We start from the raw sequence: 13,615 nt of genomic DNA on the forward strand, positions 1-13,615 counted from the left end.
GTCGTTAAACAATAGGATGAAGATTATTATATTGAACTGCTGAAAATTTTAGCAAAAGTGGAAATGCGGATAACAGATACTCGCATCCATGCACGCCTCCTGCTACAATAGAATACGTGTTCGGGAAACTGCACATGAATTGAACTACGAATTATCTTTTACAGTCTAAAAGATTAAGCAGGTGAATCGTTATGATATATGGCATCGGTAACGATGTTTTAGAGATTCGACGTATGCACAGGCTGCTGTCCGGCCGTCAGGCAGAAGCATTGATGAAACGTATTATGACTCCGGCTGAACGGGAAATCGCGGCCAGGCGCGGGAAGCGGATGGCAGAGTTCGTATCGGGTCGGTTTGCGGCCAAAGAGGCAGTGTCCAAGGCTTTTGGCTGCGGGATTGGCGCTGTGATGGGATTCACTGATATCGAAGTACTGCCTGATCCGTCAGGACGGCCGGTTGCCTCACTGTCCAGTCGGGCTTGGGAGCGGTTGCAACTGCCGTACGATAAACAGTATGAGATTCATCTGAGCATTACACATCAGACAGAGCTGGCAGCGGCATTTGCCATTGTGGAGCAGGTATATGAGATCGACAGAGAAAAGGAAGAGTGGAAGTAGCGGGGAAAAGGAAAGGAAGGGCATATGGGTTTACAAGAACAGAAACGACATTTCAGCGTGAATCTGCTGGATTGGTACATGGTTAATCGTCGGGATTTACCGTGGCGTCGCCACAATAATCCGTATTTTACGTGGGTATCGGAGATCATGCTGCAGCAGACACGGGTAGATACGGTCATTCCGTATTTTAATCGATTTATCGGCAATTTTCCGACCGTGCAGGCTCTTGCGGAGGCACCGGAGGAAGAGGTGCTGAAGAATTGGGAAGGACTCGGATATTATTCAAGGGCACGTAATCTTCAGGCGGCGGCAAGACAGGTGATGGAGCTGCATGGTGGAGAGATGCCGCAGGACAAGCAGAGCGTCTTTGCATTAAAAGGGGTCGGCCCGTATACAGCCGGGGCCATTCTCAGCATTGCCTTCAACCAGCCGCAGCCTGCGGTGGACGGCAATGTCATGCGGGTGCTGTCCCGATACTTCCTCATCGATGAGGATATTATGAAGGGCAGCACGCGGGTTTTGATGGAAGAGCTCGCGGGAGAGCTCATTCCGGAAGGGCGAGCGCGTGATTTCAATCAGGCGCTGATGGAACTTGGTGCGCTGGTGTGCACACCCAAAGCGCCGCACTGCTTGACTTGCCCGGTGATGGAGCAGTGTTCCGGCAGAATTGCCGGAAGAGAGCTTACGCTGCCGGTCAAGACCAAAGCCAAGCCGCCGCGCCCTGAGCAGCGGCTGGTTGCCCTGGTAGAAGGCCGCGGCGTGCATCGCGGCCGTGTGCTTGTACGTCAGCGTCCACAGACTGGCCTGCTGGCCCGGATGTGGGAGCTGCCCCATGTGCTGGCGGCGCCTGCCGCAGCGGGGAAGGCGGCAGTGCCGCTGGCGGATGAGCCGGCCATGGCTCTGCTGGCCGGCAGTCTGTGGGCGGAAGGCTTCGCTGCCCGCCCGGAAGGGCTGGCCACCCATGCGGAGCATGTGTTCAGCCATATTGTTTGGAACCTGCAGGTGTACAAGTGTACCGAGCAGGACCAGAGCAGTGAGCTTCCGCTGATCGCTGCGGAAGCCAGAGCCGCCTACGATGCGCAAGCGGCATCACTGGCGGGATCGGCTCCAGCTGCCATGTCATCTGCATCCGCTGATCCTGTTAATACAGATGCTGAGGATGCATCCGTAAAATTCACATCGGCTAAAGCTGATGTGTCAGAGCTGGGCTTGACCAGTGCGGCAGGTCAATCAGGCTTGCTTGGTGAACATAGTGAGCTGCTTCCAGTATCCATCACTGCTAGAGCGGCACAGGAAGCCCTGACAGGCAAAAGTGATGGGCTCACTTACCAGTGGATCGGATTGGAAGATATGGAGAAGCTGGCTTTTCCTAACGTCTTCCTGAAGCTGCTTCGTAACTATTTCGCAGGAGCCTATGATGTAACAGAGTAAATAAAGACCATTCAAGTGTTTAGAAAAAAGGAGTGCTTGAGTTACGCCTGAACGCATGGACAATAGTTTTCATATTTAGCGGCGGGGTAGAGTAACCAACAAAGTATGCAGCGAGCTGTAGGACGTATGGGAGCAAGGTGTTCAAGTAACCAAAGATTATGCTCGTAATATAGCGGTACGAGCATTCAATAGAGCAAACTGCAGCCACGTTGCGGAAGTAAGCATTAGAGTGTGTGAGTGAGCTGTAGAATGCAGGTCAGCTATGAGTGCTAGTACTAACTGAGTATGTGCTTGAGCCGTGGTGGAGGAGCAGCGCTAGTGTCTGCGTGCGAGTCAAAGTGTGCAAGCAGCCGATAGCGTATGCGTATAAGCCAGAGGTGTGCGAGTAACCTGCGAAGTAAGTGAGCAAGGCAGAATGTACAAGAGTTTAATAAAGTTGGAGACGGTGCGCTGCTTGAGGTATGGGCCAGCTCTAACGATCTCCAGACACCTTATATTGTGAAAAAAGGGGCCTGAAAAATTTTAACGATTCTGAGAGACGCTATTTGGATGCGATTTACTCATAAGGTGCAGTTTTACTGAGGAAATAGGTGAATAGCGTCTCTGGAGATCGTTAGAATTCTAATGGACTGGAAAATGGGCAAATAGCGTTTCTGGAGATCGTTAGCTTAGATTGATAAGCATTGACAGCTGCTGCATTGGCGAGCACTTTCTGGTGCATCATGACTCGATGACGTCTAACATTCTCCAGGGCGCCTGCCGTGGTGTGTCCCGGCACCCGCCGCAGTATCCCCGTGGCTCCCCGCAGTGAGCCCCCGGCCCATGCTGCCTGATGGCTTAGCGCTGTCAGCCCATCCCGCTGTGTAGGTTACGCCGCCCTGTACCCGCATTAATGTTCCGGCGTATCCACATGCCGATACGCCGCGCACATTAAAAAAAGCCTGAATCGGTCACAAGGATCGATTCAGGCTTTTTATTCTAACCGCAGTCTTATTTCGCTGCAGCGTAACGTTTGTTAACTTCATCCCAGTTGATTACGTTCCAGAATGCAGAGATGTAATCAGGACGTTTGTTTTGATATTTCAGGTAGTACGCGTGCTCCCACACATCCAGACCCAGAACCGGAGTCAGGCCTTCGAAGAGCGGGCTGTCTTGGTTAGGTGTGCTGGTGATGGACAATTTGCCATCTTTGCCTACAACGAGCCATGCCCAGCCGGAACCGAAACGAGTTGTAGCTGCTTTTGCAAAGTCTTCTTTGAACTTGTCAAAGCCGCCCAGTTCGCTGTCGATTGCTGCTGCGATCTCACCTGTAGGTGCGCCGCCGCCGTTTGGTCCGATGATTTCCCAGAACAAGCTGTGGTTAGCATGTCCACCGCCGTTGTTGCGAACCGCTGTACGAATGTTTTCCGGTACGCTGTCGAGGTTAGCGATCAGATCTTCCAAGCTTTTGTTTTGCAGTTCAGGAGCGCTTTCCAGAGCTGCGTTCAAGTTAGTTACATAAGTGTTGTGATGGCGATCGTGGTGGATTTCCATCGTTTGTGCATCGATATGTGGTTCCAGTGCATCGTTAGCGTAAGGAAGTGCTGGTAATTGAAAAGCCATAGTGAAATACCTCCTGAGAATTTGTAATTTGTTGTTAAGGTACATATGTAATAATACCCCTGCCTCTATTATTAAACCGCATTCGGGATAATTAATCAACATTTTTGTTTATTAAGTCCCCTGAACTGTTAATCGAAAGCCGGGCCTGAGATTACAAACATATTTTACCCGATTTGAATAATATTATGAGATATTGATAGATATAATCGGCAAAATGTAAACAAAAACAATGTAAACGTTTACAATAAAGCGCTTTCAGAAGAAAATGCGTGTTTTATGGAGTAAAGTGTGGTTTAATTGACGAAGAAGCGGTATTTTCTCGTTTTTTGTCATTATATGAACATCGGGTTTTTGGTAAAAGGGGACCCCCTTTTTTGTAAAACCTCATCTAAGCTAACGAAAAGGGAGATTTAAGACATGCACGTTCGTTCCTTTCAGTTGAGTGATGCAAGCCAGATGACGGAGCTTCTCCAGGTTGCACTATCGGAAGAGTGTTATGAGAACACGATGGGCCCGTTTGCCCGTCAATTGTCATGGGATTCTGACCTGATCATGGTTGCGGAAGAAGAGGGAGACCTCGTTGGCGCCTTGATCGGTACGATTGATCAAAACCAGGGATGCATCTATCGTATTGCGGTTCATCCAGACTATCGTCGCCGCGGTGTCGGCAAAACACTTGTCGAGGCTATGGAACAGCGATTCCAGCAGCGCAAAGTCAGCCAGATATGGGTGGCCGGTGATGAGCACAACAAAGCAGCCATGCCTTTGTACGAAGCAATGGGGTATGGTGCGAGTAAGATTCTGAGTGCTTTTCAGAAACTTAGTATTTTGTCCAAGGCTTAAGCGGTGCAGGTGAATTCGGTGTAGTTAGACAAAGAAATATAAGCTTTTCATTTCATATTAGGCATATCTGTTCACGCAACTTGGCGTGATCGATATGCCTTTCTATTTTTATGAGGAGGCAGCGCTTGATATGCGTCCTTCTTTTCTTTTTCCGAGATATGGGTTTAGAAACGAGTGCACTCGTCCTTATCCTTTATACTGGTGGGCATCTCCAATTGTTTCACACTTCCAAATAGAGTAGACTAAAAGGGAGTAAAATTCCTGGTTGTACGTTTAATCTACAAACCGATAAATGAGGTGTCCCTTTGAATTCTAATATGCCTTCCGTGGATTCGACTGTTGAAGAGCAAAATCAGAAGTCTGCGCCTGAGCAAGCAGGCAAGTCCTGGACAACCGAACTGTGGGATTGGGTGAAGACCATTGTGGTTGCTTTTGTAATCATGATGCTGCTCAACCTGTTTGTCTTTAATCTGTCGATGGTCAAAGGGCAGTCCATGCAGCCAACCCTGGTGGAGTCTGATCGTTTGTTTGTGAACAAGATGGTTTATCATTTTGGCGAGCCAGCTCGATCGGATGTCATTGTGCTGCGTGACCCGAGTGAAGATGTGGGGAAGAAGGATTATCTGGTGAAACGGATTGTTGGACTGCCGGGAGATACAATTGAGGTCAAGGACCATCATTTATATGTTAATGGCGTGCAGCAGACAGAGAGTTATACCGACATTGAGGTACAGGACCCTGATTTCGGGCCGATAACGCTTGAGCCAGACCATTTTTTTGTGATGGGTGATAACCGTCATGAAGGTAAAAGCAAGGACAGCCGTGTGTTTGGAAGTATAACTTCCAGTGAGATCGTGGGCAAAGCCGAGTTTATTTTCTGGCCGTTCTCGGAGATGAAAAAGCTGTAAAATGTTGGATCGCAACAACTTCAGAGCGCATGATGCGTTTAACCATACAGGCACGTAGGCTGTAAATTCAATTTTATGCAAGTCATATACCGTATAGCTAAGCGCCTGATCTCTTAAGTGAGTCGGGCGTTCATTGTTTACAGATTACGTGTCTGACAGAAGAGAGGGAGAAGGAAATGACGAGCGTACGGACCGGGGCAGTACAAGGCGCCTCCGTATGGGAGACGTTAAAGCAGGAAATCAAGGCAGCAGGCCCGGAACTGGGTATAGATGATATTGGATTCGCCGCGGCGGACCCTTTTGTGTCCCTTAAATCACTGCTGGAACAGTCTCGGGATAAGGGATATGCGTCGGGGTTTGAAGAGCCGGATATCGAAAAAAGGGTGCATCCCGCCCTGCAGGACGGCGAACCTGCTTCCCTGATCGCCATAGCTGTAGCTTACCCGTCCAAAATGGTAAACCCGCCGAAGTCGGAACCTGGCGCGTACCGCGGCATTTTCGCTCGTTCGGCTTGGGGGCAGGATTATCACCAGGTGCTTCGCAAAGCAATGGATAAGCTGGTGGATTTTATTCGTGAACGCGTACCCGAAGCAATGATTGAAAGCATGGTGGATACGGGGGCGCTTGTGGATCGGGCAGTCTCGCAGCGTGCCGGAATCGGCTTTAGTGCCAAAAACTGTGCTATTATCTCGCCGAAGTTTGGTTCTTGGATTTTTCTGGGCGAGCTGGTGACGAATATTCCATTTCCGCCTGATACGCCCGTAACCGAAGATTGCGGTGAATGTACGAAATGTATCGATGCCTGTCCTACAGGTGCGCTGGTTGGCCCAGGCCAATTAAATGCACAGCGCTGTATTTCTTTTTTAACCCAAACCAAAGGGTTTCTGGATGAAGAGTTTATGCTCAAAATAGGCAACCGTCTATACGGGTGTGATACATGTCAGATTGTATGTCCGAAGAATCGGGGCAAGAACTGGGATCATCATCCCGAGTTTCATCCCGATCCGGAGGTTGTAAAGCCGCTGCTGCTGCCGCTGCTGGATATCGGTAACCGTGAATTCAAAGAGCGTTTCGGGCAAAGTTCCGCCGCATGGCGGGGCAAAAAACCGATTCAGCGCAATGCGGTCATTGCACTGGGCAATTTCAAAGACAAAAGCGCTGTACCTAAACTAACACAGGTACTAAAGCGTGATCCGCGTCCGGAGCTGCGGGGAACCGCCGCCTGGGCGCTGAGCAGAATTGGAGGGGAAGAAGCCATGAGAGCTATTGGGGAAGCTGCCGCGATCGAACAAGATGGGAACGTGCTGAGTATGCTGCAGAAGGCCAAGGAGAGATTGGTATCTTCCGAGACCATACCCGATCAGTCACAGGCTGAGCAGCGGAATACGAAGCAGCAAACCGATGAAATGAAGATTACGCAGCAAGAGGAGCTGCCGCAAGTAAAGAAGCCAGAACATCCAGAGGCAGCCAAAATTTTGTCTCATGTAAGAGACACTGAATTTGGACTGGATGCCGCGTGGGCTGGCAGTATGAGTAAAAATGAAGGTGATCATGAAAATTCAAGTGAACAGCCGGCTGCTCCTGCCAAGCCGGAAGCAGCTGCGTGGAAACCTTCTGCAGTCACGGGGATTCACGGCAAGCCTGTATATTATGATGAACTGCTGACACCGATTGGCACGCTTACCTTATGTGCAGTCGATGAGGGGTTGTGCCATATTGATTTTGGTGCTTTTCATGTACGGGAAGCCCACCTGCAGCAGTGGGCTCGTACGTGGATTGGGGAGTACCGGTATGAGAGAAATGAAGAGAAGCTTAGTGAGGCTGCTGAGCAGCTGCGGCAGTATTTTGCAGGAGAGAGAAAGACGTTCGACCTCCAGCTTGAACGGTATGGAACAGCATTCCAGCTACAAGTTTGGCAGGTTCTGTCCGATATATCTTATGGAGAAGCCTTAACCCACGAACAGGTTGCGGAAAAGATCGGCCGGCCCAAGGCTGTACGCGCAGTTTTGGATGCCATTAGCAAGAATCCGATCCCGATTATTATTCCCTGTCATCGCATGAGCGGTAAAGATGGCACCCTGGTGGGTTACGCAGGCGGTCTGCAAACCAAAGAGCAATTGCTCACATTGGAGCAGCAATCGTAAGAGCGGGGGACGTTCATGAAGTATGTAAACGTGGAGAGCGTGGAGGCGGGGGAGATTCTGGGCAAAACGGTATATTCCAGTAACGGAACAGTGCTGTTATCTGCCGGAGTCCAGCTTACCGTGTTTATGGTCAATACGCTGAAGCGTATCGGGGTAACCACGCTGTACATCCAGGATGAAGCGTATAAAGATGTGGATACAGAAGATATTCTGGACGAAGCCACGAAACGGGCGATTATCAATGAGATGAGTGTGACACTTGAAGCGGTAAGATCCGGGAAAGACTGGAGTCCGAAGAAAGTTGCACTCAGTATCGACAAACTGCTGAATGATGTGCTGAACGGGCGCGAGCTGCTTGTACAGTTAACAGATATCCGTACGAAGGACAATGCGCAGTATGTTCACGCGATGAACGTATGTTTGTTGTCCTCGGTTATCGGCCTGAATATGGGACTCAACTACAATCAACTCAAAGATCTGGCCGTAGGTGCACTGCTGCATGATATTGGAAAAGTAGGCGAGCCGCCCGGCGGCAGCGGCACATCCACTTCTTCGCTGCACCATACGTGGCGCGGGTTCGAAGTGATCAAGAACAAGCGGGAGTTCAGTCTACTTGTTGCCCATACCGCGCTGCAGCATCATGAACATGTCGATGGCAGCGGAATACCCAGAGGTATCAAGGGCAAGGATATTCATCTGTTTGCCAAAATTGTCAGTGCAGCAAACATCTATGATAATCTGATTAATGGATTGTCGGGCAGCCCCCTGCTTCCGCATGAAGCGTGTGAGAAAATGATGGCATTGTCAGAAACGAAGCTGGATCGGGAGATCCTGATTGAGTTCAACAAAAGCGTATCTGTATATCCCAATGGGACTGCTGTCCGGCTGTCCACCAAAGAAACCGGCGTTATTGTCCGTCAGCATCGAGGGTTACCGGGCAGACCGGTCATCCGGGTAGCGCGAGGCAGCACCCGTTATTCGCTGGACGTTATTGAAATTGACCTGGCCAAACAGACTACGGTCTTTATCGAAGGTGTGCTCACATAAGCCCATTTAACTGGAAAATGCGTTTGCTCACGGCGTGTGGAAATGCTATGATAACTCTCAGGAAATCCGGTCGGTGACATGTGTTCATCATAAGGATGATTTTTCATAAATTATGGTGTGTACTGGCACAGATCATCAGGTTTTTTAGATTGCATACAGAGGTGTCTAAGAGATGGAGATTGTAATACCGATTATTACATTGATTGTGGGTCTGGTCGGTGGATTTTTCATCGGGGTGTTCTACCTGCGTAAACAGCTTGAGAAAATGCAAAGTGACCCTGACATGCTGCAGAAAATGGCAAAGCAAATGGGGTACAACCTGAACGGCAAGCAAATGCAGCGTGCCCAGCAGATGATGAAGAACCAACAGCCGGGCGCAAAAATGCCTCAGCCGAGTCAGCATCCTGCGCGTAAAAACTCGGGCCGCCGAAAATAATAGCTGGGAAAGATTAAACCGCTTGCAGTATGTGGTTCGAAAGGAGGCGCTTGGCAGTGGCTGGCGTTAAAGATTATTTGAATTCCAAAGTATCCGACAATCGGGATAAGATCGAGTATCATGTTGAACAGATTCTCAAATTGATCGGAGAAGACAGCACACGTGAGGGGCTTCTGGAAACGCCTGCACGTGTAACACGGATGTATGAAGAAATTTTTGGCGGGTATGAAGTGGACCCCCGTGACGTACTGGGTGTCACTTTTGACGAGAATCACGAAGAACTGGTGATCGTGAAAGATATTGTGTACTACAGCCAGTGCGAGCACCATATGGCACCGTTCTTTGGTAAAGTACATATTGGGTACGTACCAAGCGGGAAAATTGTGGGTTTGAGCAAAATGGCACGTCTGGTCGAAGCTGTAACACGCCGTCTTCAGGTACAGGAACGCATTACGTCACAGATCGCCGACATCCTGACGGAAGCGGTAGCACCGCATGGTGTGATGGTGGTCGTTGAAGGCGAGCACTTGTGCATGTGCTCCCGCGGTGTGAAGAAACCGGGAAGCAAGACGGTAACGTCTGCAGTACGCGGATCTTTCCGTGATAACCCTGCACAGCGTGCCGAGTTTCTGTCTTTGGTGAAAGAGTAAATGAACAATAAGCCGAGTTCCTTGGGGAACCGGCTTATTTATATATGTTTTATCCATTGTGAGTTGAAGTACATATGAATTCATTAGTCGGAGGTTACGGAAGATGAGCATACCATCTCAAGCCGATCAACTGCCTGAGCCGGAGAAGAGTGATTTGAATATGGCTGCAAAAGGGATGTTTGTCGAAAAGCCTTCCTCGCTGCGTCTGCAGATTTGGGAGACACCGCTTATGCGCCGCGGCAGCAGTGTGCTGGATGCATTTGCATGGGAAGAAGTCATGTGCAGACGTGTAGGAGCAGGAGACCTGCCTGTCGCCCATATTTGGAGGCATCCGGATGCCTTTGTGGCCGGGCTGCGTGACCGAAGACTGCCGCAGGCTGTCGAAGCAATGGAACGCATCAGAGGTGAGGGGACAGCCGTATGTGTACGGCCATCTGGCGGTGCTGCGGTTCCGTTGAACCCGGGAGTAGTGAATGTATCACTAATCCTGCCTAATCCGGGGCATGCGATTAACATCCATGATGATTTTCGCGAGATGGCCTCGATTATAGCCGAGTCTTTGACACCTTGGTCGGCCCAGGCGCAGACCGGGGAAGTGCAGGGAGCCTTTTGCCCTGGAGATTATGACGTCAGTGTTAGCGGATTGAAATTTTGCGGTATTGCCCAGAGGCGGCAGGCCAAAGCTTATATTATTACAGCCTTTATCATTGTAGAAGGCCGGGGAGATGAATTGGCTGCTGCAGTACGCAGTTTTTATGAAGAAGCTTCGGGCGAAGCAACCGAAGGATATCCTGAGGTAAAGCCGGGTACCATGGCAAGTTTGCAGGAGCTGGCAGGCGTGCCATCCAGTGCGGCGTATACAGCATCGCTGGTGCGTACGCTGCGCAGGAGATATCCTCATTCACAGACAGAGCGGGTGCTTTCTGTTGGCGCGGATGAAGTGCTGCTGACGGCAGAGCAGATGAAACAGCGTTATGATTAAGTTCTTTTTCAGCAGGCTTGGAATTGGGTAACAGAGATGGTATGATGTGATTTCGGAAGGAGAGGATAGAGTGGAAACATTGAGATATACATACCTGTATGAGGTCGTTTCGACAGGTGAAAAATCAGAGTTCAGCCAGATGGCAGCCAGCAAGGAAGAAGCTGCTGCCCTTATTGTGGCGCGTATTGCTGACCTGGAGTTCACAGAGGAGTCCGATATCAAGCTGGGCGACCTGATCGCCATCAGCAAGCAGGTTGGCGACAACTATGTGGCGTGCGAGGGCTGTGCTTCATAATACAGCGATGTTATGTATGAAGTGTAATATGGATTAATATTTGAGGCGGATCTCTACGAAGAGATCTGCTTTTTTTGCTGCTAATTTAGCAATGGAAAGCAGATAACATCGAAAAAAACGTGAATAATGTCGGTTTTTGTTCAGAAAATGTTCAGAATATTTTGCTAAGATTCCATCATAGATGCAAACCAATCTCATTGAGAAGGAGATCAACAATATGAAGGATAGCACGGAAGCTGCATTCGGGTGTAGGGCGCTCCAGAGATTAACGAAGATGTTTATTGCAATGATCATGATGCTGGCTTTACCATTTGCTGCATGGGGGGCACAGGTGGCTAGAGCGGATGCAGGCATTCGAGTGCTGTCACCTTACCTGCTCTCACCCCATTCGGCTAAAATTACTCTAAAATCAGATTATAAAGCCACAGTGTATTATGATCTGCAAGCCAGTATTCTCCCGGACATTTCCGATCCCGAAGGCAGCAAAGCGAATGCGTTAGCAAATCACACGTATTTCGAAATAGAGCCTGGTGAAGAAAAGACTATTGTTCTCAACAATCTAAATCCCGGCTCTGAATATTCACTTATTACACTGGAGGAGGGGGAAGACTCCCTTCTTCAGCTTATTGAGGCTGTAGGGTTTGTAACTTTAATAACTCCTGATCAGGTTAATGCCAAGCTGATTGATGGCAGGGTGAAATTGAGCTGGACAACAGAAGATAACCGGACATACACCGTCTATAAGTATGAAGGTGCTGCGGCTCCAACCAATCCCGGCGACTGGATTGACATAACGAGTACCCTTTCCGCAGAAAACGAAGTTCCGGACTTGGTAGATGGAAGAACCTATATTTTTGCGGTCACATCGACGTATCACTCAGAAATGGAACATGCAGTTTCTGATTATGTCGTCTCTAATGCAGTCACACCTGGTTTGCCGGAGGCACCTGCCACGCTTACTCCACAGGCAGCCAATGGAAAAGTGCAGTTGAATTGGACTGGCGTCCCTGAGGCAGATGGGTACATCGTATATATGTATCAGGGCAGCGATGCGCCGCAAGACCCGGCAAGCTGGACTCAAATCGCAGGACCGGTAAATGTGCTGCATTATACCGTTTCCAATCTAACGAGCGGCCTGCCTTATGTGTTTGCTGTTCGGTCTTCCAAACATGCCATTTTATCAGAATTTAAAGTCTCGACATCCGTGACTCCTCAAGCCCCAAGCAGCGGCGGTGGTGAAGTGATCGTGACACCAACACCAACACCTTCTCCATCCACATCTTCAACAGCTGCATCTACCGCTCCGCAGAAGGAAAGCATTAAAGTGGATGTGGAAAATGGCGAGCAGGCTTCGACCATTGACTCGCTGGAGATCAGCCGAACCCGTGAAACAGACGGTACGGTAAAAGACGAGCTTGGGCTGTTTCCGGGTAAGGCGCAATCTATTATTGATCAGTTGAAGAAAACGGGCTCGCGTACAGCAGTTGTTCTTATTCCCGATGGCAGGGATGAAGTCTCCCGGTGGGATGTGAAACTGGCGCAGCAATCGGCCCGGTTGTTTACAGAGCATGGAATCGATCTGGTGATCTCCAACCCTAACGTAAAAATTACGATTCCGGCTGCCTCATTGAAGGACAGATCGGATGATGTATATTTCCGTCTGGTGCCGGTGAAAAAGCAGGAGACACGTCAGGAGATTGAACAAAGATTACGGGCTAACGATACCATTGCTCAATTGGCTGGCACCAAAAACATGCAGCTGCTGGGACGTCCCATGACAATTGAAACCAATCTGCAGAGCCGTCCTGTAACGCTTGTACTGCCCGTTGACAGCAAACAGCTTGCAGGTGTGAATCCTGCCGATCTGGGTGTCTATATTGAACACAGCAGCGGAACCAAGGAGCTGGTACATGGCAAGCTTGTGGCGGTGAACAAGGATAACGGCCAGCAGGGCATCGAGATTAGCGTAGACCAATTCAGTACGTTTTCCGTTGTCCAAGTGAAAGATTGGAAAGACCATACATCGGATGCAAAACCTTATATTCGCGGGTATGCCGATGGTCGTTTTCAACCGGAGCGGTTCGTAACACGTGCAGAGATGACTGCACTCATTACGCGTGTACTGGATGCATCATCAGTCGAGAGCGAAACAGCGTTTACGGATGTTAAAGCGGGTCACTGGGCATATGATAATATATCTGCCGCTGCCAACGCTGGTTACGTCAGAGGTTACACTGACGGCAGCTTCAGACCGGAACAAGCCATGACGCGAGCAGAGATTGCGAGCGTATTACAGCATTTGCTGAAAGATGAGCAGGCATCCGGATCCGAAGCTGCAGCTGCATTCACGGATGTGGGGCAGCACTGGGCACGGAAAGCCATCGCCCGGCTGAATGCAGCCGGAGTTCTTACAGGATACACCGACGGTACCTTCCGTCCTGAACAGCAGGTAACGCGTGCTGAGGCTGTAACTCTGATCAATAAATTGATGGACCTGCAGCCTGCGTCCACGAGCTCGAAATTATGGTCGGACGTTCCTGATACTCACTGGGCTTATGAAGCTGTTCAGGCAGCATCCATTAAAGAATAACAATTAAAACACGGCTCTGCTGCGAAAGAGAGTAGAAGCATAAGCTGAAATACGATCAAGCGCACGAGCA

13 protein-coding genes are annotated in these 13,615 nt (G+C 49.7%); 11 read left to right on the plus strand and 2 right to left on the minus strand.

Annotation, left to right across the window (positions count from 1 at the left end; genetic code table 11):
- Positions 1-191 precede the first annotated feature (191 nt).
- Together acpS and mutY are read left to right on the plus strand one after the other, a co-directional pair.
- Entirely contained in the window at positions 192-617 is a 426-nt protein-coding gene (gene acpS / locus MKY97_RS03295) for a holo-ACP synthase (protein WP_342554100.1), read from the plus strand.
- 24 nt (positions 618-641) lie between these two features.
- Entirely contained in the window at positions 642-2,048 is a 1,407-nt protein-coding gene (gene mutY / locus MKY97_RS03300) for an A/G-specific adenine glycosylase (protein WP_342554101.1), read from the plus strand.
- A 737-nt stretch (positions 2,049-2,785) separates the two neighbouring features.
- On the opposite strand, the gene MKY97_RS03305 is transcribed toward mutY, so the two are convergent.
- Both MKY97_RS03305 and MKY97_RS03310 read right to left on the minus strand, forming a co-directional pair.
- Positions 2,786-2,977 carry a hypothetical protein gene (locus MKY97_RS03305; protein WP_342554102.1) on the minus strand — a complete coding sequence of 64 codons (192 nt, stop codon included), beginning with the start codon at positions 2,975-2,977 and terminating at the stop codon, positions 2,786-2,788.
- 61 nt (positions 2,978-3,038) lie between these two features.
- Positions 3,039-3,650: a superoxide dismutase gene (locus tag MKY97_RS03310; RefSeq protein ID WP_342554103.1), complete on the minus strand. Its 612-nt coding sequence runs from the start codon at positions 3,648-3,650 to the stop codon at positions 3,039-3,041.
- A 417-nt stretch (positions 3,651-4,067) separates the two neighbouring features.
- On the opposite strand from MKY97_RS03310, the gene MKY97_RS03315 reads away from it, so the two are divergent.
- From MKY97_RS03315 to MKY97_RS03355, 9 genes are all read left to right on the plus strand, one after another.
- Positions 4,068-4,493, plus strand: a complete 426-nt coding sequence (locus MKY97_RS03315; protein ID WP_342554104.1) for a GNAT family N-acetyltransferase — start codon at positions 4,068-4,070, stop codon at positions 4,491-4,493.
- Between the two features lie 317 nt (positions 4,494-4,810).
- Entirely contained in the window at positions 4,811-5,401 is a 591-nt protein-coding gene (gene lepB, locus MKY97_RS03320) for a signal peptidase I (RefSeq protein ID WP_342556215.1), read from the plus strand.
- A 176-nt stretch (positions 5,402-5,577) separates the two neighbouring features.
- Positions 5,578-7,545 carry a tRNA epoxyqueuosine(34) reductase QueG gene (gene queG, locus MKY97_RS03325; RefSeq protein ID WP_342554105.1) on the plus strand — a complete coding sequence of 656 codons (1,968 nt, stop codon included), beginning with the start codon at positions 5,578-5,580 and terminating at the stop codon, positions 7,543-7,545.
- Between the two features lie 15 nt (positions 7,546-7,560).
- Entirely contained in the window at positions 7,561-8,592 is a 1,032-nt protein-coding gene (locus MKY97_RS03330; RefSeq protein ID WP_342554106.1) for an HD domain-containing phosphohydrolase, read from the plus strand.
- A 172-nt stretch (positions 8,593-8,764) separates the two neighbouring features.
- Entirely contained in the window at positions 8,765-9,028 is a 264-nt protein-coding gene (locus tag MKY97_RS03335) for a YneF family protein (RefSeq protein ID WP_272040305.1), read from the plus strand.
- A 56-nt stretch (positions 9,029-9,084) separates the two neighbouring features.
- On the plus strand, positions 9,085-9,678 hold the full coding sequence (gene folE / locus MKY97_RS03340; RefSeq protein ID WP_342554107.1) for a GTP cyclohydrolase I FolE: 594 nt from the start codon (positions 9,085-9,087) through the stop codon (positions 9,676-9,678).
- 160 nt (positions 9,679-9,838) lie between these two features.
- A complete protein-coding gene (locus MKY97_RS03345) occupies positions 9,839-10,660 on the plus strand; it encodes a lipoate--protein ligase family protein (protein ID WP_342556216.1) in 822 nt (273 codons plus the stop codon).
- Positions 10,661-10,730: 70 nt separating this feature from the next.
- Entirely contained in the window at positions 10,731-10,955 is a 225-nt protein-coding gene (locus tag MKY97_RS03350) for a hypothetical protein (RefSeq protein WP_342554108.1), read from the plus strand.
- A gap of 217 nt (positions 10,956-11,172) precedes the next feature.
- Positions 11,173-13,545: an S-layer homology domain-containing protein gene (locus MKY97_RS03355; RefSeq protein WP_342554109.1), complete on the plus strand. Its 2,373-nt coding sequence runs from the start codon at positions 11,173-11,175 to the stop codon at positions 13,543-13,545.
- The last annotated feature ends 70 nt before the right edge of the window (positions 13,546-13,615 follow it).

The organism is Paenibacillus sp. FSL R7-0652 (assembly GCF_038595045.1).
In the GTDB taxonomy this organism is placed as follows: Bacteria; Bacillota; Bacilli; order Paenibacillales; family Paenibacillaceae; genus Paenibacillus.

What these genes read in the sequence shown, in the direction of transcription:
- acpS (WP_342554100.1), top strand. Translation starts at nt 192, where the DNA reads ATGATATATGGCATCGGTAACGATGTTTTAGAGATTCGACGTATGCAC.
- mutY (WP_342554101.1), top strand. Translation starts at nt 642, where the DNA reads ATGGGTTTACAAGAACAGAAACGACATTTCAGCGTGAATCTGCTGGAT.
- MKY97_RS03310 (WP_342554103.1), bottom strand. Translation starts at nt 3,650, where the DNA reads ATGGCTTTTCAATTACCAGCACTTCCTTACGCTAACGATGCACTGGAA.
- MKY97_RS03315 (WP_342554104.1), top strand. Translation starts at nt 4,068, where the DNA reads ATGCACGTTCGTTCCTTTCAGTTGAGTGATGCAAGCCAGATGACGGAG.
- lepB (WP_342556215.1), top strand. Translation starts at nt 4,811, where the DNA reads ATGCCTTCCGTGGATTCGACTGTTGAAGAGCAAAATCAGAAGTCTGCG.
- queG (WP_342554105.1), top strand. Translation starts at nt 5,578, where the DNA reads ATGACGAGCGTACGGACCGGGGCAGTACAAGGCGCCTCCGTATGGGAG.
- MKY97_RS03330 (WP_342554106.1), top strand. Translation starts at nt 7,561, where the DNA reads ATGAAGTATGTAAACGTGGAGAGCGTGGAGGCGGGGGAGATTCTGGGC.
- MKY97_RS03335 (WP_272040305.1), top strand. Translation starts at nt 8,765, where the DNA reads ATGGAGATTGTAATACCGATTATTACATTGATTGTGGGTCTGGTCGGT.
- MKY97_RS03345 (WP_342556216.1), top strand. Translation starts at nt 9,839, where the DNA reads ATGGCTGCAAAAGGGATGTTTGTCGAAAAGCCTTCCTCGCTGCGTCTG.
- MKY97_RS03355 (WP_342554109.1), top strand. Translation starts at nt 11,173, where the DNA reads ATGAAGGATAGCACGGAAGCTGCATTCGGGTGTAGGGCGCTCCAGAGA.